Annotated in this window: 21 protein-coding genes and 1 rRNA gene; 16 read left to right on the forward strand and 6 right to left on the reverse strand. The window is 70.7% G+C overall.

What is annotated here, in order from left to right; all coding sequences use genetic code 11:
• The 9 genes from rrf to ACX6XY_RS09345 all read left to right on the forward strand — a co-directional run.
• Window positions 1–75: ribosomal RNA gene (gene rrf, locus ACX6XY_RS09305) — 5S ribosomal RNA — on the forward strand; the annotation flags it as partial.
• Window positions 76–144: 69 nt separating this feature from the next.
• Window positions 145–789, forward strand: coding sequence for an HAD family hydrolase (locus tag ACX6XY_RS09310; protein WP_460328148.1), 645 nt, complete (start codon window positions 145–147; stop codon window positions 787–789).
• Window positions 790–871: 82 nt separating this feature from the next.
• Window positions 872–2,125 (forward strand): MFS transporter, encoded by a 1,254-nt coding sequence (locus ACX6XY_RS09315; protein ID WP_460328149.1) that lies wholly within the window; start codon window positions 872–874, stop codon window positions 2,123–2,125.
• Window positions 2,076–3,245, forward strand: a complete 1,170-nt coding sequence (locus ACX6XY_RS09320; protein ID WP_460328150.1) for an acetoin utilization protein AcuC — start codon at window positions 2,076–2,078, stop codon at window positions 3,243–3,245. Before ACX6XY_RS09315 ends, ACX6XY_RS09320 begins: the two co-directional genes overlap by 50 nt.
• A 161-nt stretch (window positions 3,246–3,406) precedes the next feature.
• Window positions 3,407–4,222 carry a phosphatase gene (locus tag ACX6XY_RS09325; RefSeq protein ID WP_460328152.1) on the forward strand — a complete coding sequence of 272 codons (816 nt, stop codon included), beginning with the start codon at window positions 3,407–3,409 and terminating at the stop codon, window positions 4,220–4,222.
• A 128-nt stretch (window positions 4,223–4,350) separates the two neighbouring features.
• A complete protein-coding gene (locus tag ACX6XY_RS09330) occupies window positions 4,351–4,560 on the forward strand; it encodes a helix-turn-helix domain-containing protein (RefSeq protein WP_460328153.1) in 210 nt (69 codons plus the stop codon).
• 111 nt (window positions 4,561–4,671) lie between these two features.
• The gene (locus tag ACX6XY_RS09335) at window positions 4,672–4,770 is read left to right on the forward strand and encodes a 30S ribosomal protein bS22 (protein WP_003948845.1); all 99 of its coding nucleotides are present in this window, start codon (window positions 4,672–4,674) and stop codon (window positions 4,768–4,770) included.
• Between the two features lie 156 nt (window positions 4,771–4,926).
• Window positions 4,927–5,994 (forward strand): NAD-dependent epimerase/dehydratase family protein, encoded by a 1,068-nt coding sequence (locus tag ACX6XY_RS09340; RefSeq protein WP_460328154.1) that lies wholly within the window; start codon window positions 4,927–4,929, stop codon window positions 5,992–5,994.
• Window positions 5,995–6,024: 30 nt separating this feature from the next.
• Window positions 6,025–7,131 carry a lysophospholipid acyltransferase family protein gene (locus ACX6XY_RS09345; RefSeq protein ID WP_460328156.1) on the forward strand — a complete coding sequence of 369 codons (1,107 nt, stop codon included), beginning with the start codon at window positions 6,025–6,027 and terminating at the stop codon, window positions 7,129–7,131.
• Between the two features lie 66 nt (window positions 7,132–7,197).
• Here the strand turns inward: ACX6XY_RS09345 and ACX6XY_RS09350 are convergent, their stop codons facing one another.
• From ACX6XY_RS09350 to ACX6XY_RS09360, 3 genes are all read right to left on the reverse strand, one after another.
• Window positions 7,198–8,475 (reverse strand): DUF5667 domain-containing protein, encoded by a 1,278-nt coding sequence (locus tag ACX6XY_RS09350; protein ID WP_460328157.1) that lies wholly within the window; start codon window positions 8,473–8,475, stop codon window positions 7,198–7,200.
• Between the two features lie 254 nt (window positions 8,476–8,729).
• Window positions 8,730–9,506, reverse strand: a complete 777-nt coding sequence (locus tag ACX6XY_RS09355; protein ID WP_460328158.1) for an ECF subfamily RNA polymerase sigma factor, BldN family — start codon at window positions 9,504–9,506, stop codon at window positions 8,730–8,732.
• 267 nt (window positions 9,507–9,773) lie between these two features.
• Window positions 9,774–10,763 carry an HAD family hydrolase gene (locus ACX6XY_RS09360; protein ID WP_460328159.1) on the reverse strand — a complete coding sequence of 330 codons (990 nt, stop codon included), beginning with the start codon at window positions 10,761–10,763 and terminating at the stop codon, window positions 9,774–9,776.
• Between the two features lie 114 nt (window positions 10,764–10,877).
• On the opposite strand from ACX6XY_RS09360, the gene ACX6XY_RS09365 reads away from it, so the two are divergent.
• The 6 genes from ACX6XY_RS09365 to hemB all read left to right on the forward strand — a co-directional run bounded on the left by ACX6XY_RS09365 (window position 10,878) and on the right by hemB (window position 17,776).
• Complete coding sequence (locus ACX6XY_RS09365) at window positions 10,878–11,168, forward strand: glutaredoxin family protein (protein WP_460328160.1); 291 nt, start codon at window positions 10,878–10,880, stop codon at window positions 11,166–11,168.
• Window positions 11,169–11,499: 331 nt separating this feature from the next.
• A complete protein-coding gene (locus ACX6XY_RS09370; RefSeq protein WP_460328161.1) occupies window positions 11,500–12,294 on the forward strand; it encodes a redox-sensing transcriptional repressor Rex in 795 nt (264 codons plus the stop codon).
• Window positions 12,291–14,036 (forward strand): glutamyl-tRNA reductase, encoded by a 1,746-nt coding sequence (locus ACX6XY_RS09375; RefSeq protein WP_460328162.1) that lies wholly within the window; start codon window positions 12,291–12,293, stop codon window positions 14,034–14,036. Before ACX6XY_RS09370 ends, ACX6XY_RS09375 begins: the two co-directional genes overlap by 4 nt.
• Window positions 14,033–14,992 carry a hydroxymethylbilane synthase gene (gene hemC / locus ACX6XY_RS09380; RefSeq protein WP_460328164.1) on the forward strand — a complete coding sequence of 320 codons (960 nt, stop codon included), beginning with the start codon at window positions 14,033–14,035 and terminating at the stop codon, window positions 14,990–14,992. The genes ACX6XY_RS09375 and hemC overlap by 4 nt, the downstream gene beginning before the upstream one ends.
• The gene (locus ACX6XY_RS09385; protein WP_460328165.1) at window positions 14,989–16,653 is read left to right on the forward strand and encodes a bifunctional uroporphyrinogen-III C-methyltransferase/uroporphyrinogen-III synthase; all 1,665 of its coding nucleotides are present in this window, start codon (window positions 14,989–14,991) and stop codon (window positions 16,651–16,653) included. The genes hemC and ACX6XY_RS09385 overlap by 4 nt, the downstream gene beginning before the upstream one ends.
• A 124-nt stretch (window positions 16,654–16,777) precedes the next feature.
• Window positions 16,778–17,776, forward strand: coding sequence for a porphobilinogen synthase (hemB, locus tag ACX6XY_RS09390; RefSeq protein WP_460328166.1), 999 nt, complete (start codon window positions 16,778–16,780; stop codon window positions 17,774–17,776).
• Between the two features lie 220 nt (window positions 17,777–17,996).
• Here the strand turns inward: hemB and argS are convergent, their stop codons facing one another.
• Window positions 17,997–19,778, reverse strand: a complete 1,782-nt coding sequence (gene argS, locus ACX6XY_RS09395; protein ID WP_460328167.1) for an arginine--tRNA ligase — start codon at window positions 19,776–19,778, stop codon at window positions 17,997–17,999.
• A gap of 159 nt (window positions 19,779–19,937) precedes the next feature.
• On the opposite strand from argS, the gene lysS reads away from it, so the two are divergent.
• The gene (lysS, locus tag ACX6XY_RS09400; protein WP_460328168.1) at window positions 19,938–21,680 is read left to right on the forward strand and encodes a lysine--tRNA ligase; all 1,743 of its coding nucleotides are present in this window, start codon (window positions 19,938–19,940) and stop codon (window positions 21,678–21,680) included.
• 60 nt (window positions 21,681–21,740) lie between these two features.
• Here lysS and ACX6XY_RS09405 read toward each other — a convergent pair whose 3' ends face one another.
• Window positions 21,741–23,198 carry a DUF2637 domain-containing protein gene (locus ACX6XY_RS09405; protein WP_460328260.1) on the reverse strand — a complete coding sequence of 486 codons (1,458 nt, stop codon included), beginning with the start codon at window positions 23,196–23,198 and terminating at the stop codon, window positions 21,741–21,743.
• Between the two features lie 104 nt (window positions 23,199–23,302).
• A complete protein-coding gene (locus ACX6XY_RS09410; RefSeq protein WP_460328169.1) occupies window positions 23,303–24,196 on the reverse strand; it encodes a DUF3558 domain-containing protein in 894 nt (297 codons plus the stop codon).
• Between the last annotated feature and the right edge of the window lie 96 nt (window positions 24,197–24,292).

A 24,292-nucleotide genomic window follows, 5' to 3' on the forward strand; every position in this document is an offset into this window, starting at 1 on the left:
AACCCGGAAGCTAAGCCTTACAGCGCCGATGGTACTGCAGGGGGGACCCTGTGGGAGAGTAGGACGCCGCCGAACTAGTTTTGAGCCCCGGCTCCCGAGTTTTGCACTCGGGGGCCGGGGCTATTTTGCGTTTAGGGTCGGGGTATGCGCTACGACCTGGTGATCTTCGACAACGACGGCGTCCTCGTGGACAGCGAGCCGCTCTCCAACACGATCCTCGCCGAGTGCCTCACCGAACTGGGGTACCCGACCACGTACGAGGACTCGATCCGTGACTACATGGGCTCCGCCATGCACCGTGTGCATGACCTCGTCAGAGAGCGGACCGGGCAGTCGCTGCCCGAGGACTTCGACGAGAAGTTCCACGCCCGCGTGTTCGCCGCGTTCCAGCGGGAGCTTCGTCCGGTGGCCGGGGTGAGCGACGTGCTGGAGAAACTGACCGTGGAGGGCGTCCCGTACTGCGTGGCGTCCTCCGGGACGCATGAGCGCATCCGGGCGGGGCACGAGGCGACCGGCATCGATGAGTGGTTCGAGGACGAGTGGATCTTCAGCGCACAGGACGTGGGGCGCGGGAAACCAGCGCCCGATCTCTTCCTGCACGCGGCTCAGCAGATGGGCGTCCCGCCTGAACAGTGCGTCGTCGTCGAGGACAGTCCTCTCGGCGTGCAGGCCGCGCTCGCCGCGGGCATGGCGGTGTACGGGTACACGGCGATGATGCCGTCGGAGCGGCTGGAGGGGGCCAACGCGTACTTCTCCGACATGGGGCGGCTGATGGAGCTGCTGAGCTGACGCCCGGCCGCCGCTGATCTCGCCCACCTCGCTCACGTCGATGCCTACCAGCTGGTAGGCATCGGCCGTACGCTGTGCGGCCATGACAACTGCACGGTTGCGGTACGGCAGGGCGTCCCTGGCGGCCAGCTTCCTCGTTCAGGGGGTGACCTTCGCGCTTCTGGTGACGCGGATCCCCGCGATCCAGGACCGCTACGGGATATCCGACGGGTTGCTGCCCGCCTTCCTCGCCGCCGTGCCGATTCTCGCGGGGGTCGGCAGCGTCGCCACCGAGCGTGTGGTGCGCAGGGTCAGGCCCAGCCGCGTACTGCGGTGGTCCCAGCCGGTGGTGCTGCTGTCGTTGCTGGCTGTCGGCGCCGGACGCGAGCTGTGGCAGGTCGCCGTCGCGCTGGGGGTGTTCGGCCTGGCGGTGGGTGCGCTGGACGCGTCCATGAACATGCTCGGGGTGAGCTTGCAGCGGGCGTACGGGCGCAGCATCATGCTCGGCTTCCATGCCGCGTACAGCCTGGGCGGGATCGTGGGGGCCTCGCTGGCGTGGGTGGGGGCGCGCGGTGATCTGCCGCTGTTCGTGTCCTATCTGCCGGTGGTGGCGGTGCTGGTGCCGGGGGCGCTGGTGGCGAGCCGCTGGTATGTGGACGGGGAGCGGTCCAAGACGGCTGAGCGGGCTGAGCGGGATGTCGTGGGGGCGCGGCGGGGGTCGGCGACGGTGTCGTTCGGTCTGCTGCTGCCGCTCTGCATGGTGATGACCTTCGCGTACATCGGGGACTCGACGGTTTCCAACTGGAGCGCGAAGTACCTGGACGACGTGCTCGGGGGCTCGGAGCAGTTGGCGACGGTTCCGTACAACATCTACATGGTGACGACGCTGGTGGGGCGGGCCGTCGGGGATCTGGGAGTGCGGCGGTTCGGGGCGGTGGCCGTGGTGCGGGTCGGTACGGTCCTGGCGGCGCTCGGGTTCGCGGTCGTGGCCGGAGCGCCGGGGCCCTGGGTGGGGATGCTCGGTTTCACGCTGCTGGGGCTCGGGCTGTGTGTGATCGTGCCGCAGACGTTCGCCGCGGCGGGGCGGCTCGCGGAGGAGCGGCACGGGCCCGGAGCGTCGGACGCGGCGGTCGCGCGGCTCAACGTCTTCAACTACGTCGGGTTCCTGGTCGGTTCGCCGCTGGTGGGGGTGGTCGGGGACATGTGGAGCTATCGGGGCGCGATGCTGGTGCCGATGGTTCTGGTGCTGGTCACCCTGTTCTACGCCCGTTCCTTCGCCGCGGAGCCGGACCGATACGGTGACGGGCATGAGCGGCCGCGCACAGCTGATGTGGGACGAGGCAGTAACGGGCTATGACTTCGGGCCCGGCCATCCAATGGACCCGGTGCGTCTCACGCTGACCAGGAGTCTGGTCGGGGCGTTCGGTCTGGAGCGGCGCCTGGAGGTCGTCTCGGCCAAGCCCGCGGGGGACTCGACGCTGCGTCTGGTGCACCGCGAGGACTACCTGGACGCGGTCAAGGCGGCGTCGGCCGATCCAGGGTCGGCCGACGGGTCGTACGGGATCGGGACCCCGGACGACCCGGCCTTCGCCGGGATGCACGAGGTGTCGGCGCTGATCGCCGGGCAGTCGGTGGGCGCGGCCGAGGCGGTGTGGCGTGGCGATGCGGCGCACGCGGTGAACTTCGCCGGGGGGCTGCACCACGCGATGCCCGGCGGGGCGGCCGGGTTCTGCGTCTACAACGACGCGGCGCTGGCGATCGCCCGGCTGCTGGAGCTGGGCGCGGAGCGGGTCGCGTACGTGGATGTGGACGTGCACCACGGGGACGGGGTGCAGGCGGCGTTCTGGGAGGACCCGAGGGTTCTGACGATCTCGCTGCACGAGCATCCGCGGACGCTGTTCCCGCAGACCGGCTGGCCGCAGGAGACCGGCGCGGCCGAGGGCGAGGGCGGCGCGGTCAATGTGGCGCTGCCCGCGGGGACCGGGGACGCGGGGTGGCTGCGGGCGTTCCACGGTGTGGTGCCCGAGCTGCTCGCGGAGTTCCGGCCGCAGGTGCTGGTGACCCAGCACGGGGCCGACACGCACTTCGAGGACCCGCTGGCGCACCTGGCGGTGTCGCTGGACGCGCAGCGGATGGTGCAGGAGGCGTGCCATGACCTGGCGCACGCGTACGCGGACGGGTGCTGGGTCGCGCTGGGCGGCGGCGGGTACGCGGTGGTGGACGTGGTGCCGCGGTCCTGGGCGCATCTGACGGCGATCGCCGCGGGGCGGCCGATCCCGGCGACGGCCGAGGTGCCCGAGGACTGGCGGGCGGAGGTGTACGCGCGGACCCGGCAGCCCGCGCCGCGGCGGATGACGGACGGCCGGACGCCCGAGTGGAAGGACTGGGAGGCGGGGTACGACCCGGCCGACCGGCTCGACCAGGCGGTGCTGGCGACCCGGCGCGCGGTGTTTCCGCTGCGGGGGCTGCTGCCGTAGGGCGGGGGCCCGGCTGGAGTACGGGTGCGTACCGCTGTGCGGGCTGGCGGGGGCGGTGTGTGGGGGGGCGCGGGGTGTGGAGCGTACGCGGGGTTACGCCGACTGTGCGGTGTTTTCGGGTATCGGGGGCCGGTGCGGGATCGGTGCGACAGCATCGCAGGGTGTTGAGCACCGGCGCCCTGCGCGCGCATCTGCTGGCGGCCCGGCTGGCCGGGCCCGTGGCCACTTCGCGGGAGACCAGCCTGCGGAGCTATCGTCTCTTCGCGGCCAGGGATCCGCGGGTGCTGCTCGGGCTCGATCCGGAGCGGCTCTGGGGGCCCCGCGAGCTGATCGCGCTGATGGCCGACAAATGCGGGGTGTCGGCCGATCCCGCGTACACCACGGGGCCGGATCTGATCGACCCCGAGCGGACCCTGGCGCGGCTCGACGCGTTCGCGGAGCGGCTGGGCGCGGCGGCGGCGCGCCGGGCCCCGGTGCTGTTCGGGACCGGCCATCCGCACCGGCTCCTGGGCTTCTACGCCGCGCTGGCAGACGCGATGTCGACGGCGGGATGTGCCGTCCTCACCCCTGCGCAGGGTAGCTCTGTCGACATAGCGACCCGGTTCGGGCTACGCACGTACCGCCTCGCCTACGCGCGAGGAGTCGCGTTGGTGTGCGAAGCGGGTGGCTGGCGTCCGGGTTGTGCGACCGGCGCGCATACCCACTCACCGCTCCCGGTTCGTACCGTTCTGGCCGCCGCGGCGGAGGCGGGCGGGCCGCTCCCCGAGCTGGTGATCGGAGATCACGGATGGGTCTGCGGTGCAGGTCAGCTCGGTATCGAGGCGATCGGCCCGGCGGATACGGATGATCCCGCGCTGTTCGTCGGAGAGGCCGAGGGGCGGGTGTCCGTCGCCGTTCCCCTTGATGACGCTGTGCGGTCTGATTACTACCTGCCGCTGACTCGCTATGTACTCAATCGAGCGTGTCTGCCCCGGTAGGGGGTCGGCCGTAGCTCCTCTTCCCCACTCGTACCACCCGCCCCTACTCTGGGAGTGAGCGCACAGCGACGAAGCGTCACCGGAAGGGGAAGCCGGTGTCGGTCGCGTGCGGAAGGTTCAGGTGTGTCATGGCTGCTGGCGAGAGGCCTCTCAGTGAGGTTCGGTTCCTGACCGTGGCGGAAGTCGCCTCGGTGATGCGAGTATCCAAGATGACCGTGTACCGCCTGGTGCACAGCGGTCATCTGCCCGCGATCCGGGTGGGGAGGTCCTTCCGAGTCCCGGAGAACGCGGTCCACGAGTACCTTCGCGATTCCTTCGTGGGGGTGGAGTCGGCCTGATCGGCCACCTCGATTACGGGCTCAGAGCTTGGGCGGGTAGGCTAGGCCGACGTAGGTCGTGTGGGCCCAGTCTGCCCCGCACCAAGTGATGAGAAGTGAGCGAGGGTAGTCGTGGGCTCTGTTATCAAGAAGCGGCGCAAGCGGATGGCCAAGAAGAAGCACCGCAAGCTGCTGAAGCGCACCCGCGTTCAGCGTCGCAACAAGAAGTAAGCGGCCGCTGAGACAGCGCGCACCGAAGCCCCCCGCCGTCAGGCGGGGGGCTTCGGTGGTTCCCGTCACTTGGCGCAGCACGCGGTCATCACAGCGCAACACCGACCCGCTACGGTTACGACTAGGGTTCGATCCGTCGGAGGGAAGGCGCTGATCTTGGGCAAGGTCGTGCTCGTGACGGGAGTGGCTCGGCAGCTCGGGGGACGCTTCGTGCGTCGCATCCAGCGTGACCCCGAGGTCGACCGGGTGATCGGCGTGGACGCGGTCCCGCCCGAACACCATCTGGGCGGCGCGGACTTCCTGCGGGCCGACATCCGCCAGCCCGCCATCGCCCGCCTCCTGGCCGAGCACGGCGTCGACACCGTCGTGCACATGGACGTCACGGGCACCCCGCTGGGCAGCGGCAGCCGGGCCACGGTCAAGGAGACCAACGTCATCGGCACCATGCAGCTGCTCGGCGCCTGCCAGAAGTCGCCCGCCGTCAAGCGCCTGGTGGTCAAGTCCTCCACGCAGGTGTACGGCTCCGCGCCCCGCGACCCCGCGGTCTTCACCGAGACCACCCCGCCCAAGTCGCTGCCCAGCGGCGGCTTCGCGAAGGACACGGTCGAGGTCGAGGGGTATGTGCGCGGCTTCGCCCGGCGTCGGCCCGATGTGGCCGTGTGCGTCCTGCGCTTCGCCAACATCCTCGGCCCGACGGCCGACACCCCGCTCGCCGAGTACTTCTCGCTGCCGGTGCTGCCGACCGTGTTCGGCTACGACCCGCGGTTGCAGTTCGCGCATGAGGACGACGTGATCGAGGTGCTGCGCCTGGCCTCGCACGAGCCCGGCCGCGGGACGCTCAACAGCGGAACCTTCAACATCGCCGGGGACGGCGTCCTGTTGCTCTCGCAGTGCGCGCGACGCCTCGGCCGTCCTACGGCGCCGATGCTGCTGCCCGCCGTCAGCTGGGCCGGGGCCGCGCTGCGTACGGTCGGGCTCACGGACTTCTCACGGGAGCAGCTGCGGCTGCTCACGCACGGCAGGGTGGTGTCCACGGCGCAGATGCGCGAGACGCTGGGGTTCACGCCGAAACACACCACCGCCGGGGCCTTCACGGATTTCGTCCGCGGCAAGGGCCCCGGACTGCTGCCGCCGCAGGTCTTGGCGAGGGCCGTCGACCGGCTCGCCGTACTGTCCCACGCGGGCGGCGGGCGGGCTACGCATCCGACGCAGAGCACCGACTGAGCAGAGCACCGACTGAGGAGCGCGGCAACAATGGCGGACGCCAAGGTCATTCCATTCGACGAAGGGGCAGCTGACCGGTCGCGTGGCGGCGCCCCGCGCCCGGCCGCGCGACGCCGGGCCGCCGGACGCAGGAGGGGCGAGCCCGCGGCCGTACGGGAGGTGCCCGGCGGGCGCGAGGCGCGCAAGGCGCGCGAGGCGCCGGAGGCGGGTGCGGCCGCGTCGGGCGAGCGACCCGCTGCGGCCTCGGTGCCGCCGCAGGACCCGGCGTCGCAGGACTCGGCACCGCAGGGCGGGGCGGGTGGCTGGGAGCGGCGCGTGGCGGGCGGTCTGGCCTTCCTGCGGCGGCGTCTCACGGGTGACTACGAGGTCGACGCGTTCGGGTATGACCGGGAGCTCACCGAGCAGGTCCTGCTGTCGATGGTGCGGCCGCTGTACGAGAAGTACTTCCGCGTCGAGGTGAAGGGCATCGAGAACATCCCGTCCGACGGCGGGGCGCTGATCGTCGCCAACCACTCCGGGACGCTGCCCCTGGACGGGCTGATGCTTCAGGTCGCCGTCCACGACAACCACCCGGACCACCGTCATCTGCGGCTGCTGGCCGCCGATCTGGTCTTTGTGCTGCCGGTCGTGAACGAGCTGGCCCGGAAGGCCGGGCACACGCTCGCCTGTGCCGAGGACGCGCAGCGGTTGCTGGAGTCCGGTGAGCTGGTCGGCGTGATGCCGGAGGGCTTCAAGGGCATCGGCAAGCCGTTCAGCGAGCGGTACAAGCTGCAGCGCTTCGGCCGTGGCGGCTTCGTCTCCACGGCGCTGCGGGCGGGTACGCCGATCGTGCCGTGCTCGATCGTGGGCGCGGAGGAGATCTATCCGATGATCGGCAACGCGAAGACGGTGGCGCGGCTGCTGGGCTTCCCGTACTTCCCGATCACGCCGACGTTCCCGTGGCTCGGGCCGCTGGGCGCGGTGCCGCTGCCGACGAAGTGGACGATCCAGTTCGGCGAGCCGATCGCGACGGACGGGTATCCGGCGGAGGCGGCCGAGGACCCGATGCTGATGTTCAACCTGACGGATCAGGTGCGGGAGCAGATACAGCACACGTTGTACAAGCTGCTGGTGCAGCGGCGTTCGGTGTTCTTCTGAGTCTGCGCACGGGCAGGGGCGGGCACTCTCTTTGAGAGTGCCCGCCCCTGCCCGTGTGGGGGACGGCTAGCCCTGGTCTTCGACGTCCAGGCCCAGGCCCGGCATGAGGTCCGGGAGCAGGGGCGGGATGGTGACGTCGGGGGCGGGGGGCCCCGATGTGTCCTGGCCGCTGCTGTTGCCGCTGCCGTCGCCGTCGGACGGGGTGGGGCTGGCCTCGTCCTTGGGCGGGTTGAGCAGATCGCCGGCGCTGCCGCCCAGCAGGCCGTCCTCCCGCTGGGAGCCGGAGCTCTCGGGCCGTGGCGCGTCGCTGTCGGGCTGGCCGCTGGCGGCTCCGGCGGCCGCGCCGTCCTGCGCGGACTCGGAGGCGCCGTCCGGGCCTGTGGCGCTGGGCCTGGGGCTGTCGTCCCGCGCGGACTCGGAGGCGCCGGGGCTCTGCTGGCTCGGGCGCTCGGAGTCGCGGGTCTTGCCGTCCGGGGACAGCGGGAGCCGGGACTGCAGCGGCGCGACCTCCGCGTCTATGGCGGCGAAGACCGAGCTGACTTCCTCGCTGACGTCGGTCAGCTGGATGGGCAGCCGCTCGCGCAGGGCGCCCCAACTCTCGCGGTGTGAACGGGAGAAGGACTCCAGGGACTGGATCGGGCCCAGGGATCCGTCCCGTTCGTGTGCCTCGTGCAGCAGTCGGTGGCCCTCGGCGGCGTTGTGCCGCATGCCGGACAGGGCGCGCCGGATCTCGCCTACGGACTCGTGGTCGAGGGAGCCCGAGCGGTCGCGCTCCATCAGGCGGCGGGCCTCGGACAGTCGGGTGGAGGCCTGGTCGAGGTGGAGCTCGCCGCGCGAGGAGTCACTGCCGGCCAGGCCGAGCTTGAAGTCCTCCATGCCGCGCTTGAGGCCGTACAGCGAGTCGCCCGGCAAGGCGTCGGAGCTGGCGGCGGCCACGCCGCCGAAGGCTCCGGCGGCCACGCCGACGGTGAGTCCGCCCGCCGCGAGGCCCTTCGACAGGCGGGAGCGGGGCCGCAGTTTGCTCAGCGGGCCCGCCCGGTGTGCGCCCTTGCGGGACCGCTGCTCGGGGACCGTGGCCTCGCCGCCCGGCACCGCGCCGTCCTGCAGCATGGCCTCCATGGCGGCCACCAGCTGCGCCCGCTGGACCACCTTGACCTCGGGGTCCAGCTCTGGTTTCGGTCGCTCGCCGATATCGGCCGCCAGGGCCAACAGTCTGTTCCGCTCGGCCTCTTCCGGGGAGCGGGGGACTGCTGACTGCTCGGCCGCCGCGCCCTGGTCGGACTGCTCCTCCAGGGCCTGGGCGAAGGCGTTCGCCCGCCGGTGTGCCGAAACATTCGCGATCACTGGCGGCACCTCCTCTCGTCATGACGTCCGACTCCCCAGGGGGTCCTGAGGGTTGCGCACTCCGGCTCACAGTCACACGATCGAGTGAGCGACTGCGGACAGTGTGCGACCACAGGGAGCCTGCATCTCACACAACGACCGTCACGGCACTTGGGTTACGGACGGAAGATGATCGGACCGCTCGCCTCATCGCCGGGCGACGCCGGGTGAGTTGGCGGTCGCGTTGCGTTGCGTTGCGTCCATGGGAGGGCGGGCTACCGGGCGTCCTCCGGGAGCAGTCGGGCCAGGGTGCGGACGGCGCGGTACTGGAGGGTCTTGATGGCGCCTTCGTTCTTGCCCATCACGCGGGCGGTCTCGGCGACCGAGAGGCCCTGGAGGAACCGCAGGGTCACGCACTCCTGCTGCTGCGGGTTGAGCCGCCGTACGGCGTCCAGGAGCGCGGCGTTGGAGAGCGACTCCAGTACGGAGTCCTCGGGGCTGCGTTCGACCTCGTTGGCGTCGAGCATCTCGCCGGTGGTCACCTCCAGCCGGAAGCGGCTGGACTTGAAGTGGTCGGCGACCAGATTGCGGGCGATGGTGACCAGCCAGGCGCCGAAGTCGCGTCCCTGCCAGGTGAAGGTGCCGATCCTGCGCAGGGCGCGCAGGAAGGTCTCGCTGGTCAGGTCCTCGGCGGTGGCCTTGCCGCCGACGCGGTAGTAGATGTAGCGGTACACGGTGTCGCTGTACTGGTCGTACAGCCGCCCGAAGGCGTCGGTCTCGCCCGCCTGGGCGCGCTCGACCAGCTCCATCATGCGGGCGCTGTCGCTGTCCGCGGCGGGGCGGCGGGCGGCGGTGGACGTGCCCGCGCTGGAGCGGGTGCGTCTGCCGACGGCGGCGGTGTTCTCAGCCAGTGCGTAGCAGGGGCCGACAGGTGCAGGGACGGCAAAAACGGGGACGGCGTACGCGGTGGGGACGAAACCGCGCAGGCGGTCGATGACCGTCGCGCGCAGCGTAGCCAGGCCCGAGGCGTCAACCCCGACGTGTGGGTACACGGGACTCCCAGAGGCAGAGCTTCCATCACGTTCAGTACGTTCAGTGCGGGACCGGACACGCGTCGTGGCAACGTGTGGGGTCCTGTGTGCGTCTGAGGAGAATAACGCTTCGTACAGGCAGTGCTACACCCGGTTGCTCAAATCGTCGATTCCGTCTCTTCTGTTACCAATCCAAGCCGCTTTAAGTACCGGAGAGTGAGCGGTTGTTGATCGGATGAGATCGTGATCTGTCTGGGTGCAGGGCATTTTGTGGCCGAGTACGGCGAGTCAGCGGCGGCGGCGGTGTGCGGCGATCGCGGCCGCGGTGCCGCCGGCGAGCGCGCCGACCCCGGCCGCCGCGGGGATGCCGACCTTGGCCGCCTTGCGGCCGGTGCGGTAGTCGCGCAGCCGCCAGTCGTGTTCGCGCGCGTGCTTGCGCAGTTTGCCGTCCGGGTTGATCGCGTACGGGTGTCCGACGAGGGACAGCATCGGGATGTCGTTGTGCGAGTCGCTGTACGCGGCGCAGCGGGCCAGGTCGAGTTCCTCGGCCGCGGCCAGCGCGCGCACCGCCTCGGCCTTCGCGGGGCCGTGCAGCGGCTCGCCCACGAGCCTGCCGGTGTAGACGCCGTCCACGGACTCGGCGACCGTGCCGAGGGCCCCGGTCAGCCCGAGGCGGCGGGCGATGATCGTCGCGGTCTCCACCGGGGCCGCGGTGACCAACCAGACCCGCTGGCCCGCGTCGAGGTGGGCCTGGGCCAGGGCACGGGTGCCGGGCCAGATGCGCTCGGCCATGTACTCGTCGTAGATCTCCTCGCCGATGGACATCAACTCGGAGACGCGGTGGCCCTTGACGATGGACAGCGCGCTGTCGCGGGCGTCCTGCATGTGTTCGGGGTCCTCGACCCCGGCCAGCCGGAACCAGGCCTGCTGCCAGGCGAACCGGGTGAGGTCGCGGCGCTGGAAGAACTTCCGCTTGTAGAGGCCGCGGCCGAAGTGGAAGATCGCGGCGCCCTGCATGACGGTGTTGTCGAGGTCGAAGAACGCGGCGGCCCGGTCGTCTCCGACGACCGGGAACTCCGGTTCCTGCTCCGCCTCTCGTGCTTCCCGCCGGTCTCGCTGGTCTCTCTGGTCTCGCTGGTCCTGCTGTTTCCGCTGGTCCTGCTGTTCCTGCTGTTCCTGCGACGTCTTGCGCGCTGCCTCTGCCGAGGCCTCGCCTGCCAGCACGCTTCGCGCGGTGGCGGAGCGCCTGCGGGGGGTGAGCCATCCGAGAGCGGCCATGTCCGTGAGCATAGCCAGTCTGTTCGGCGGATCCGGAGTCGAACGGATTCGGAACCCGTGAACACTCCGCTACCGGGCCGTTACGAGGGCGCCGGGCGCGCGAGAATAGGCGGTATGAGACCCATTTTCCGCCGCGCGGGCAAGAGCGCGGGCAGCAAGAAACCCGAGGACCGGCTCGTCACGTTGATCGGTAAGCCCGACTGTCATCTGTGCGAGACGGCGCAGGGCGTGATCGAGAAAGTCTGCGGTGAGACGGGCGCCGCCTGGGAGGTGAAGGACATCACGCGCGACGAGGAGTTGTATCGGAAGTACTGGGAGCAGATCCCCGTGGTGCTGGTCGACGGCGATCAGCACGACTTCTGGCGGGTCGACGAGAACCGCCTTCGGCGGGCTCTGTCCGCGTAGCGGGCGGTAGCGGGCGGTAGTGGAGCGGTAGAGGGCACGCGAGAAGTTCTGGGCGGGGAGTGAAGGCGGGTTACGATCGAAGGCGGTTTTTGGTCTGGGGGCAGGGAAATCGTGAGGAGTGTGGGCGGTCTTGTCCCCTTTGGGTGTCCAACGTGGCTGCCCGCGCGGTGGTTCCGTGTTGGCGCATAAGTGGCGCGTGACCCCGGTCACTTTGGCCGGACAAAGCGGACACAATCTTTGTGCACGCGTTCACAAAGACATAGCCTGCATCCGACGGGGCGGTCATCGGATCAGCGGCCGCCCGCAGCCCCGCTCTACCCGCAGGAGCACCGTGGCAACTGGCCGAACTCACCGACCGGCGACCCGCAGCCGAGGCATTCCCGAGGCCACGGTCGCCCGGCTTCCGCTGTACCTCCGCGCCCTGACCGCGCTGTCGGAGCGCTCGGTACCCACGGTCTCCTCCGAGGAACTCGCGACCGCGGCGGGGGTCAACTCCGCGAAGCTGCGCAAGGACTTCTCCTACCTCGGCTCCTACGGGACGCGCGGTGTCGGGTACGACGTCGAGTACCTCGTGTACCAGATCTCCCGTGAACTGGGCCTGACCCAGGACTGGCCGGTAGTCATCGTCGGTATCGGTAACCTCGGCGCCGCGCTGGCCAACTACGGCGGCTTCGCCTCCCGCGGCTTCCGGGTCGCCGCGCTGATCGACGCCGACTCGGCGATGGCCGGGAAGCCGGTGGCCGGAATGCCGGTGCAGCACACCGACGACCTGGAGAAGATCATCCAGAGCAACGGTGTCTCCATCGGCGTGATCGCCACCCCGGCCGGTGCGGCCCAGCAGGTGTGCGACCGGCTGGTCGCGGCCGGTGTGACCTCCATCCTGAACTTCGCGCCGACCGTGTTGTCGGTGCCGGACGGCGTCGACGTACGCAAGGTCGACCTCTCCATCGAGCTTCAGATCCTGGCCTTCCACGAGCAGCGCAAGGCCGGGGAGGAGCCCGGTTCCGGTCCCGGTTCTGGTCCGGGGCCTGTTGTTCCGCCCGCTGTGCGCGGTGACGTGGACGCCGCTGACGCCGACGACCGGAAGGGACCCGACGGGGACGTTCCCGCCGTGATGCCCGCATGAGCCTCCTCGTCGTCGGACTGAGCCACCGCAGCGCACCGGTCAGCGTCCTGGAGCGGGCCGCGCTCCCGCCGGACGCGCAGGTCAAGCTGCTGCACGACGCGGTCGCCGCCGAGCCGACCGCCGAAGCCACGCTGCTCGCCACCTGCAACCGCATCGAGCTGTACGCCGACGTGGACAAGTTCCACGCGGGCGTCGCCGAGCTCTCCACCCTGCTCTCGCAGCACAGCGGCGTCGGTCTTGAAGAGCTCACTCCCTATCTCTATGTGCACTACGAGGACCGCGCCGTCCACCACCTCTTCTCGGTGGCCTGCGGGCTCGACTCCATGGTCGTCGGCGAGGGGCAGATCCTCGGCCAGATCAAGGACTCGCTGGCCCGCGCGCAGGACCAGCACACCGCGGGCCGCCTGCTGAACGACCTCTTCCAGCAGGCGCTGCGGGTCGGCAAGCGCGCGCACTCCGAGACCGGCATCGACCGGGCCGGGCAGTCGCTCGTCACCTTCGGCCTGGAGCAGCTCGCGTCGGGTGCCCCCGTCGAGAGCTGGGCGGACGGCAAGCGGGTCCTGGTGATCGGCGCGGGCTCGATGTCCTCGCTCGCGGCGGCGACGCTGGCGCGGGTCGGGGTCGCCGAGGTGATCGTCGCCAACCGGACCCGCGAGCGGGCCGAGCGGCTGGCACAGAACCTCGGCGACGGCGGCCAGGGCGTCGCCGCCCGTGCCGTGCCCATCGAGTCCGTACCGGACGAACTGACCCGAGTCGACGTGGCGGTCTCCTGCACGGGCGCGACCGGGCTCGTCCTCACGGGCGACGTGGTGGCCACCGCGCTGGCCGGGCGGCCGACCCCCGCCGTAGTGCCCGCCCCGCGGCCCGACACCGGGTCCGGCACGGGGTCCGGCACGGGGCGGCCCTCCGGGCTGCGGGCCCCTGACGGCAGCCTGGTGGCGCGGCTCGCGGCGGCGGCCGCGCGGGACGGGCGGATCGCCGACGCCGCGGCTGTGGACGCGGGTGTGAGCGCCGGTACGGGTGTGGGTGCGGGGTCCGCCGCCGGATGTCCCGTCGGTGCTGACGGCACCCCGGTCGACGCTGAGGCCCTCGGCCTGCACGGGACCTGGGTCGACAACGGGTCGACGCTTGACCGGCCCGCCGGGTCGGGCGCGGACTCCGCCCAGGGTGACCCTGTGTTGCGGGTAGTGCCCACCCGTTCCGCAGAGCGGAACGACTGCCCACCAGGGGTGCAACCCGTGCGGCTCGCTCTGCTTGATCTCGCTATGCCTCGGGACATTGACGCCGCCGTGCACCGGCTCGACGGGGTGCGGCTCGTCGATATCGAATCGCTTGCCGAGGCGTCCGCCGACGCTCCCATGGCCGCCGACGTCGACCAGGTGCGCGAGATCGTCGCCGCCGAGGTCAGCGCCTTCGGCGCCGCCCAGCGCGCCGCGCAGATCACCCCGACCGTGGTCGCCCTGCGCACCATGGCCGCCGATGTCGTGGAGAGCGAGATCACCCGCCTGCGCGGCCGCCTCCCGGACCTGGACGAACGGCAGCACGCCGAGATGACACAGACCGTGCGCCGCGTCGTCGACAAACTCCTGCACGCCCCGACCGTGCGGGTCAAGCAGCTCGCCAGCGAGCCCGGCGGCGCCGGGTACGCCGACGCGCTGCGGACACTCTTCGACCTGGACCCGGAGACGGTGGCCGCCGTCTCACGGGCCGACACGGACGACCCGAATAGAGGGCGGTCATGAACCCGAAGGCACTCCGGCTGGGGACCCGGCGCAGCAAGCTCGCCATGACCCAGTCCGAGCAGGTGGCCCAGGCCGTACGGAAGGCGACCGGGCGGGCCGTCGAACTGGTCGAGATCACGACGTACGGCGACGTCTCGCGCGAGCAGCTCGCGCAGATCGGCGGTACCGGCGTCTTCGTCACCGCGCTGCGCGACGCGCTGCTGCGCGGCGAGGTGGACTTCGCCGTGCACTCGCTGAAGGACCTGCCGACCGCCCAGCCGGACGAGCTGGCGCTGGCCGCGGTCCCGAAGCGCGAGGACCCTCGTGACGTGCTCATCGCACGCGACGGGCTGACCTTCGCCACGCTCCCGGACGGGGCCCGCGTGGGCACCGGTTCGCCGCGGCGGATGGCCCAGCTCAACGCGTACGCCCGCAGCCATGGTCTGCGTATCGAGACCGTGCCGATCCGCGGCAACATCGACACCCGGATCGGTTTCGTACACAGTGGTGAGCTGGACGCGGTGGTTCTCGCCGCGGCCGGGCTCCACCGCGTCGGCAGGATCGACGAGGTGACCGACTTCCTGTCGGTCGACGTGGTCCTGCCCGCCCCCGGCCAGGGGGCACTGGCAGTCGAGTGCGCCGCCGCTGACGCGGAACTCGCCGCCGCTCTCGCCGAGCTCGACGACCCGCACACGCGGGCCGCCGTGACCGCCGAGCGTTCCCTGCTCGCCGCCCTGGAGGCCGGCTGCTCCGCACCTGTGGGTGCGCTGGCCGACCTGCTGGGCGACGACCAGGTTGTCAAGGAAATGCGCCTGCGCGGCGTCGTCGGCTCGACCGACGGCTCGACGCTGGTGCAGTTGTCCACCACCGGTTCCGTACCCCACACGCACGACCAAGCGGAGGCGCTGGGCCGCGAGCTCGCGGCCGAGATGCTGGCGAAGGGTGCGGCCGGTCTGATGGGGGAGCGAGCACTTTGAGCCCCACCGCCTCTGTACCTTCACCTTCGGCTTCCACGGGGCCAGGGCACGTCACCTTCCTTGGTGCCGGACCCGGAGATCCGGGACTGCTCACTCTGCGGGCGGTCGAGGCACTCGCCGGAGCGGACGTCCTGGTCGCCGATCCGGATGTTCTCGACGTCGTCCGCGCCCATGCGCGCGCCGGCGCGGAGATCCCCAGCATGCCGGAGCAACCGGAGGGTGACGCGTCATCAACACCCGCGGATGCGGCCAATCTTGTCATGGCGGCCGCGCGCGTCGGCAAGCGGGTCGTCCGTGCGGTGAGCGGCGACCCCGGCCTCGACACCGGCGCGGGCGACGAGATGCTCGCCTGCGCCGCGGAAGGCGTCACCTTCGAGGTGGTGCCGGGCGTCGCGGCGGCGGTCGGCGTGCCCGCGTACGCGGGTGTGCCGCTGCGGGACGGGCAGGGCGGCGCCGATGTGCGCTTCGTGGACGCCCGTACGGCGTCCGACCGCTGCTGGACCGAGGTCGGCGCGAGCGACGGCACGGTCGTGGTGTCGGTGCCGCTGGACGGGGTCGTGGCGGCCGCGGGTGAGCTGGTGGCCGCGGGCCGTAAGCCGGACACCCCGATGACCGTCACCGTCGCGGGCACGACCACCCGGCAGCGTACGTGGAACGCGACGCTCGGCTCGGTCGCGCAGGTGCTCAAGCAGGCCAAGGTGCTGCCCTCGCCGCAGGGGCACCAGCCCGTCATAGCCGTGGTCGGCGAGCGTTCCGCCGCCGCCCGGCGCGATCAGCTGTCCTGGTTCGAGTCCAAGCCGCTGTTCGGCTGGAACGTGCTCGTGCCGCGGACCAAGGAGCAGGCGGCCTCGCTCTCCGACCAGCTCGTCTCGTACGGCGCTGTGCCGCACGAGGTCCCCACGATCGCCGTCGAGCCGCCGCGTACGCCGCAGCAGATGGAGCGCGCGGTCAAGGGCCTGGTCACGGGCCGGTATGAGTGGATCGCTTTTACGAGCGTGAACGCCGTGAAGGCGGTGCGCGAGAAGTTCGAGGAGTACGGGCTCGACGCGCGCGCCTTCGCGGGGATAAAGGTCGCGGCGGTCGGCGAGCAGACCGCGAACGCGCTGGTCGCCTTTGGCGTGAAGCCGGATCTGGTGCCCAGTGGTGAGCAGTCGGCCGCGGGGTTGTTGGAGGACTGGCCGCCTTACGACGCCGTGTTCGATCCGATCGACCGGGTGTTCCTGCCGCGTGCCGATATCGCCACGGAGACGCTGGTCGCGGGGCTGATCGAGCTGGGTTGGGAGGTCGACGACGTCACCGCGTACCGGACCGTGCGGGCCTCGCCGCCGCCGGCGGAGACGCGTGAGGCGATCAAGGGCGGTGGCTTCGACGCCGTACTGTTCACGTCGTCCTCGACGGTGCGGAATCTGGTGGGGATCGCGGGTAAGCCGCACAACGTGACGGTGATCGCCTGCATCGGTCCGGCCACGGCGAAGACCGCCGAGGAGCACGGGCTGCGGGTGGACGTGATGGCCCCCGAGCCGTCGGTGCTCAAGCTGGCCGAGGCGCTGGCGGAGTTCGGCGCGGCGCGCCGGGACGCGGCGCTGGAGGCGGGCGAGGCGGTGACGCGGCCGAGTGAGCGGCGGCCGGGGGCGCGGCGGCGCAGGGCCGCTACTACGTAGCCTTCGTAGCCTTCGTTTTGTCCTCAAATTGTCCTCAAACGCCGGACGGGCTGATAATTCAGCCCGTCCGGCGCGGTTTTGGCACGAGGTCTTTACCGTCTTTACCCCACGAGGTGAGAAGTCAGTGACGACGTACGGTTCCTTTCCCGGCGCGCGGCCCCGGCGGCTGCGTACCACTCCCGCCATGCGGCGCATGGTCGCCGAGACGCGGCTGAGCCCGGCCGATCTGATCCTGCCCGCGTTCGTGCGGGAGGGCGTGAGCGAGCCGGTGCCGATCAGCGCGATGCCGGGCGTCGTGCAGCACACGCGGGACACGCTGCGGAAGGCCGCCGTCGAGGCGGTCGAGGCGGGGGTGTCGGGGATCATGCTGTTCGGGGTGCCGGACGATGCGAAGAAGGACGCTGTGGGTACGGCGGGCACCGACCCGGACGGGATCTTGCAGGCCGCGCTGCGGGATGTGCGGGGGGAGGTCGGGGATGAGCTGGTCGTGATGTCCGACCTGTGCCTGGACGAGTACACCGATCATGGCCATTGTGGCGTGCTGGCGGCGGATGGGCGTGTCGACAATGACGCGACCCTGGAACGGTACGCGGAGATGGCGCAGGTCCAGGCCGACGCGGGGGCGCACGTGGTGGGCCCGAGCGGCATGATGGACGGTCAGGTCGGGGTGGTGCGGGACGCGTTGGACCAGGTCGGGCACGAGGACGTGTCGATCCTCGCGTACGCGGTGAAGTACTCGTCCGCGTTCTACGGGCCGTTCCGGGAGGCGGTCGGGTCCTCGCTGAAGGGCGACCGCAAGACGTATCAGCAGGACCCGGCCAACGCGCGTGAGTCGCTCAGGGAGTTGGCGCTCGACCTTGAGGAGGGCGCGGACATGGTGATGGTCAAGCCCGCGGGGCCCTATCTGGATGTGCTGGCGAAGGTCGCGGAGTCGGTGGACGTGCCGGTGGCGGCGTACCAGATCTCCGGCGAGTACGCGATGGTCGAGGCGGCGGCCGAGAAGGGCTGGATCGAGCGGGACAAGGCGATCCTGGAGTCGCTGACCGGGATCAGGCGCGCGGGCGCGGGCATGATCCTGACGTACTGGGCCACGGAGGCGGCGCGCTGGCTCCGTTTGGCGTGAGATCCCGCTTGGCGTGAGGTCGCTCCGGTGGGTGCGCCGCTGCCCGGTGGGTGGGGCGGGGGCGCGTCGGGGGGTACGTGCTCACGCCGATTGGGGGCCCGGCGTCGGGAAACGCGTACGGCCATGGTGACAATCAGCGCTCCGCTCGCACCCCCCGACGCGCCCCCTCCCGTCGTCGTGCGGCTGCCCGCCGGACGCCCTGCCCCCCCCGTGGTGGGTGTCAGAGGCGCTCGGGGGTGCGGATGCCCAGGAGGGCCATGCCCTGGTGGAGGGTGCGGGCGGTCAGGTCGCAGAGGAAGAGGCGGTTCTCCACCTGGGCCGGGGTCTCGGCCTTCAGGACCGGGCACTCGGCGTAGAACGTCGTGTAGTGCGAGGCCAGTTGGTAGAGGTACGCGGCCAGCTTGTGCGGGGCGTGGTCGGCGGCGGCGTCCGCGACGGCCTCCGCGAACTGGTCCAGGTGCAGACCCAGGGCGCGTTCGGCCGGGGCCAGGGGCAGCTCGGGGTGGGCGGCCGGGCGGGCCTCGCCTGCCTTGCGGAGGATGGACTGGATGCGGGCGTACGCATACTGGAGGTAGACCGAGGTGTCGCCGTTCAGGGACACCATCTGGTCCAGGTCGAACTTGTAGTCGCGGGCCGCGGACGTGGACAGGTCGGCGTACTTGACCGCGCCGATGCCCACCTGCGCGCCCCGCTCGGCGATCTCGGTGGGCGTGAGCTCGTTGCGGGTGTCTTTTTCGCGTACGACCGTTGTCGCGCGGGCGATTGCCTCGTCCAGGAGGTCCACCAGGCGGACCGTCTCGCCCTCGCGGGTCTTGAACGGCTTGCCGTCCTTGCCCAGGACCGTGCCGAAGGCCAGCTGGGCGGCGTGGACGTCGTCGTTCAGCCAGCCCGCGCGGCGGGCCGTCTCGAAGATCATCTTGAAGTGGAGGGACTGGCGGGCGTCCACCACGTAGAGGAGGGTGCTCGCCTTCAGGTTGACGACGCGGTCACGGATCGCGGAGAGGTCGGTGGCGGCGTAGCCGTAGCCGCCGTCGGACTTCTGGACGATGAGGGGGGTCGGCTTGCCGTCCGGGCCCTTGTACTCGTCGAAGAAGACGCAGAGCGCGCCGTCGGAGCGGACCGCGACGCCGGACTCCTCAAGGAGGCGGCAGGTCTCCTCCAGCATGGCGTTGTAGCCGGACTCGCCGACGATGTCGGGGTCCCGGATCTCCATGTCCAGCTTGTTGAAGACCGAGTAGAAGTAGACCTTCGACTCGTCGACGAACTTGTTCCAGAGGGCGAGCGTCTCCTCGTCGCCCGCCTGGAGGTCCACGACCCTGCGCCTGGACCGGTCCTTGAAGTCCTCGTCCGCGTCGAAGAGGGCGCGGGCGGCCTTGTAGAGGCGGTTCAGGTTGGACATGGCCTCTTCGCCGGAGGCCTCGGCGGCGGTGGTCTTGTGGTCCAGTTCGTGCGGGTGCTCGATCAGGTACTGGATGAGCATGCCGAACTGGGTGCCCCAGTCGCCGATGTGGTGCCGCCTGACCACCTGCTCGCCGGTGAACTCCAGGATCTCCGTCATCGCCGCGCCGATCACGGCGGACCGGAGGTGGCCGACGTGCATCTCCTTGGCGACGTTCGGCTGGGCGTAGTCGATCACCGTGGTGCCCGCATCGGTGGAATACGGGACGCCCAGGCGGTCGGTGTCGGCGGCGCGGGCGGCCAGGGTCTCGGTGATCGCGCGGTCGGCGACGGTGATGTTCAGGAAGCCCGGACCGGAGACCTCGATCTCCTTGAGCAGGTCCGTCTCGCCGCCCTGCGGGAGGGTGTCGGTGACCTTCGCCGCCAGTTCGCGCGGGTTGCCCTTGAGCTTCTTGGCGAGCGCCAGGATGCCGTTGGCCTGGAAGTCGGCCCGGTCGCTTCGGCGCAGCAGCGGGTCCGCGGAACCGGCCTCCGGCAGGGCTGCCGTGAGGGCGTCCGCGAGGCGCTGGTGGACCGTCGAAGCAAGGGAAGGGACCGAGGCCATGGGGTGCCGTTCCTGTCGGTGGTGGGGTTGTGGATCGTAGGGATTCTCCCATGGGCGCGCCAGCGGATTCTCCGGGGAAGCGGGCGGCCCCGGAGCAGGTCGCTCCATCTGGGACAATGGCTACGCCAGTAGTCGTGAATCCTTCAGGAAGCAGAGGACGTGCCGATCGTGGCTCAGAGCACAGAGACAACCGACTGGGTCTCCCGCTACGCGGACGAGGTCATCGAGGAGTCGGAGCGTCGTGCGCCTGGGAAACCGGTGGTCGTCGCGTCCGGGCTCTCCCCGTCGGGCCCGATCCACCTGGGCAACCTGCGCGAGGTGATGACCCCGCACCTGGTCGCCGACGAGATCCGGCGGCGCGGCTACCAGGTCAGGCATCTGATCTCCTGGGACGACTACGACCGGTACCGCAAGGTTCCGGCTGGGGTGCCTGGGGTCGATCAGTCGTGGGCCGAGCACATCGGCAAGCCGCTGACCTCGGTCCCGGCCCCGGCCGGATCCGCGTACCCGAACTGGGCCGAGCACTTCAAGGCCGCCATGACCCGCGCCCTCGACGAGATGGGCGTCGAATACGACGGCATCAGCCAGACCGAGCAGTACACCTCGGGTGCGTATCGCGAGCAGATTCTGTTCGCGATGAAGCACCGCGGGGATATCGACGCGGTGCTGGAGCAGTACCGGACCAAGAAGGCCCCGGCGAAGGCTAAGAAGTCGCAGAAGCCCGTTGACGAGGCTGAGCTGGAAGCCGCTGAAGGGTCGGGTGCGGCGAGTGAGGACGACGGCAGTGGCGGCTCGGCTGGGTATTTCCCGTACAAGCCTTACTGCCAGGTGTGTGAGAAGGATCTGACGACCGTCGTCTCTTATGACGACGGGAGTACTGAGCTGGCATACACCTGCCAGTGCGGGCACGCCGAGACCGTGCGGCTGAGCGAGTTCGACGGCGGCAAGCTGGTCTGGAAGGTCGACTGGCCGATGCGCTGGGCCTACGAGGGCGTGATCTTCGAGCCGAGCGGCGTCGACCACTCGTCTCCGGGGTCGTCGTTCCAGGTCGGCGGGCAGATCGTCGGGATCTTCGGCGGCAAGCAGCCGATCGGCCCGATGTACGCCTTCGTGGGCATCAGTGGGATGGCGAAGATGTCGTCCAGCAAGGGCGGGGTGCCTACGCCTGCTGACGCGTTGCAGATCATGGAGCCGCAGCTGCTGCGCTGGCTGTACGCGCGGCGGCGGCCGAACCAGTCGTTCAAGATCGCCTTCGACCAGGAGATCCAGCGGCTGTACGACGAGTGGGACAAGCTGACCGCCAAGGTCGCGGATGGTTCCGTGCTGCCTGCCGACGGGGCCGCGTACCTGCGGGCGGTCGGGACGGCGGCGGGCGAGCTGCCGCGCACGCCGCGACCCCTGCCGTACCGCACGCTGGCCTCCGTCGCGGACATCACGGCCGGGGCCGAGGACCAGACGCTGCGGATTCTGTCCGAGCTCGACCCCAGCCAGCCGCTGGACTCGCTGGAGGAGGTGCGGCCCCGGCTCGACCGCGCCGAGGCGTGGATCTCCACCCAGGTGCCCGCCGAGTCGCGGACCGTGGTGCGCGACGAGCCGGACACCGAGCTGCTGGGTTCGCTGGACGAGCAGGCCCGTGAGTCCCTGCGGCTGCTGCTCGACGGGCTCGACGAGCACTGGTCGCTGGACGGCCTGACCCACCTGGTCTACGGCGTGCCGAAGGTACAGGCCGGGTTCTCGGCGGACGCCACCCCCAAGGAGCTGCCGCCGGAGATCAAGGGCGCGCAGCGGTCGTTCTTCGCGCTGCTCTACCAGCTGCTGGTCAGCCGGGACACCGGGCCGCGGCTGCCCACGCTGCTGCTCGCGGTGGGGGCGGATCGGGTGCGGAAGCTGCTCGCCGCGTAGCCGGTCTGAAGTGGTCGGGGAGGGCTTGTCTCTGGGGAGACGGGCCCTTCCTTTCGCTTGCTACGCGACCGGCTCGGAGTCCAGTTCCTGCTGGTAGCGGCCGCGGAAGTCGCGCAGGTAGCCGCGGAGCGAGTTCTCCGTCAGGGGGCCGCCGGTCTGGCCGGTCACGCCGTAGAGGTCCTGGAGGTAGATGCCGAACTGGCGGGCGTTCGGGAAGTCGCCGTGCTCGGTGACGTACCTGCGGAACGCGCCGAAGTACGCCTCCTTGCGGGGGACGTCTTCGGGGAGTGCGGGGCTCGTGGGCTCCTTGGGGGTGTGGTCCTGCTCCTGCCCCTGCCCCTGCTCCTGTTCTTGGGGTGTCTCCGGGGCGGGGTGGGGGGCCTCGGCGCGCTGGTCGGGGACGGCGAGTGGGCGGGTGCGGTTCGGGCCCGCGGGGATGGGGAATTCGGGGGTGTTGTCAGTGGGGTGGGGCTGGTCCTGGGGCTGGTCTTGGATCTGTGGGTGTGGGGGGTTCTGGGGCTGGTGGTGCTGTTCGGGCCGCTCGTTGTGCGGGGGCTCGGGGACGTACGTGCCGTGGTCGTAGCCTCGCTGGTGGGCGGCCGCGGTGGTGGGAGTGGGCTGGGGGGCCACGAACCAAGGGCTCTCGTGGGTGGCGGGCAGCGGGGGCTGCTGCTCCTCCTCGTTCGGCTGCTCCTCGTTCGACTGCTTCTTGTGCTCGTGCTCCTGCGGTGCGGGCTGCTGCTGTGCGGGAGTGGGCTCGGGGGCTGTGCCGGGCTGTGGGGTGTTCGGTACGGGGGCCAGCTCGGGGTGTGCGGGCTCCTGCGCTCGCGCTACGGGGCGCGCGGCGGCCGGGAGTACGGGCGGGTCTATTCCGGCCGCGGCCAGGCCGTCGGGGACCGTCTCCGACAGCGGTACCCCGAAGCGGGCCAGGCGCAGCGGCATCAGCGCGTCGACGGGGGCCTTACGACGCCAGAAGCGGCCGTAGCGGGAGCGCAGCCGGGCCTGGTAGACGAGGCGTTCCTGCTCCAGCTTGATGACCTCGTCGTAGGAGCGCAGCTCCCAGAGCTTCATGCGGCGCCAGAGGAGGAAGGTGGGCAACGGGGAGAGCAGCCAGCGGGTGAAGCGGACGCCCTCCATGTGCTTGTCGGCGGTGATGTCGGCGATCCGGCCCACGGCGTGGCGGGCGGCTTCGACGCAGACCACGAACAGGACGGGGATGACGGAGTGCATGCCGACGCCGAGCGGGTCGGGCCAGGCCGCCGCGCCGTTGAAGGCGATGGTGGCCGCCGTCAGCAGCCAGGCGGTCTGCCTGAGCAGCGGGAACGGGATGCGTATCCAGGTCAGGAGGAGGTCGAGGGCGAGCAGGACGCAGATGCCCGCGTCGATGCCTATCGGGAAGACCAGGGCGAAGTCGCCGAAGCCCTTCTTCTCGGCGAGGTCGCGCACCGCCGCGTACGAACCGGCGAAACCGATCCCCGCGATGACGACCGCTCCCGCGACCACCACCCCGATCAACATCCGGTGCGTGCGTGTCAGGCGCAGTGGCGTGGCCACCCCTGATCCCCCTCTGGTTCGGCTGTCCGGTGTTCAGCTGTTCTGTCGATCAGCTGTGCGGGCCGACCCTACTCGGCGTTCTTCTCGTCGCTGTCCGCGGCGTCCTTCTCGTCCTTGGCCTCGTCCTTGGCCTTGTCCTTGGCCTTGTCATCGGGCTGGGCGCTTTCGTCCTTCTCGCCCTTGCTGGCCTCGGCTTCGGCGGAGGCTTCGGCCTCGGGGTCGTTCGCGGCGGTGACGGCGGTGACCGCCTCCTTGGCCGCGGTCGTCGCGTCCTTCGTCAGCTTGCCGGCGTCCGGGGCCTTGTCTCCGGCGAGACCGGCGCCGCTGTAGTCGACCACCACGAGGGCGTTCTCGACTCGGGCGACGATCCGCCGGTCCTTGAAGTCGCCTTCCTTCTTCTTCGTCTCGAAGGTGACCAGGACGGCCTCGTCGCCCACGCCCTTCAGTGGCTCGGACTTGAGGTTCTTCGCCTCGCCGTCGTCCTCGGGCTCGGCGGCCTTCTTCGTCAGCTGGTCCTTCGCCTGGTCGTCGCCGCTGCCGACCGTCTCGTTGGAGTCGAAGCGGTGCAGCGAGACCGCGAGCCAGCGGTACTGCGAGCCCTTGGTGCCCTTGTGCTCCACGCCGTTCCAGCTGCAGCTGGCGCGGTTGTCGATGTTGTCCGACCGTCCGGCCTTGCCCGACTTCTTCTCGGCCTTGGGCACCAGCGCGTCGATCGTCTTGCCGGACAGCGCCTCGCACGCCTCGGGCAGCTTGGCGTACGCCGCCGCCTTCACGGTCGCGGCCTCCTCGCTCGCGCCGGAGTCCGGCGCGGCGGAGGACTGCGCGCTCGTGTCCTTCTTGCCCTCGTCGCCGCCCTTGCCGCCGTCGCCGGAGTCCGAGGAGCAGCCCGCCGCGGCCAGAATCACCGGTACGGCTGCGCAGGCGGCGAGTATGCGGGTGATGCGTGGTGCTGATCGGTGCATGGTTCCTTCACTCATCGGTCGTCCGGTTCGCGGGTGCGCCCAGCGCCACGGTACGCGCAAGGCGGGGACGCCGTGAGGGGCCCGCGAGGGTGCCGG

Source organism: Streptomyces sp. O3 (assembly GCF_054788135.1).

Coding starts and splice junctions, on each gene's coding strand:
- ACX6XY_RS09365 (WP_460328160.1), top strand. CDS start 10,878: ATGAGACCCATTTTCCGCCGCGCGGGCAAGAGCGCGGGCAGCAAGAAA.
- ACX6XY_RS09345 (WP_460328156.1), top strand. CDS start 6,025: ATGGCGGACGCCAAGGTCATTCCATTCGACGAAGGGGCAGCTGACCGG.
- ACX6XY_RS09405 (WP_460328260.1), bottom strand. CDS start 23,198: ATGTTGATCGGGGTGGTGGTCGCGGGAGCGGTCGTCATCGCGGGGATC.
- ACX6XY_RS09375 (WP_460328162.1), top strand. CDS start 12,291: ATGAGCCTCCTCGTCGTCGGACTGAGCCACCGCAGCGCACCGGTCAGC.
- ACX6XY_RS09360 (WP_460328159.1), bottom strand. CDS start 10,763: ATGGCCGCTCTCGGATGGCTCACCCCCCGCAGGCGCTCCGCCACCGCG.
- ACX6XY_RS09410 (WP_460328169.1), bottom strand. CDS start 24,196: ATGCACCGATCAGCACCACGCATCACCCGCATACTCGCCGCCTGCGCA.
- ACX6XY_RS09320 (WP_460328150.1), top strand. CDS start 2,076: ATGAGCGGCCGCGCACAGCTGATGTGGGACGAGGCAGTAACGGGCTAT.
- hemC (WP_460328164.1), top strand. CDS start 14,033: ATGAACCCGAAGGCACTCCGGCTGGGGACCCGGCGCAGCAAGCTCGCC.
- ACX6XY_RS09330 (WP_460328153.1), top strand. CDS start 4,351: ATGGCTGCTGGCGAGAGGCCTCTCAGTGAGGTTCGGTTCCTGACCGTG.
- ACX6XY_RS09310 (WP_460328148.1), top strand. CDS start 145: ATGCGCTACGACCTGGTGATCTTCGACAACGACGGCGTCCTCGTGGAC.
- argS (WP_460328167.1), bottom strand. CDS start 19,778: ATGGCCTCGGTCCCTTCCCTTGCTTCGACGGTCCACCAGCGCCTCGCG.
- ACX6XY_RS09315 (WP_460328149.1), top strand. CDS start 872: ATGACAACTGCACGGTTGCGGTACGGCAGGGCGTCCCTGGCGGCCAGC.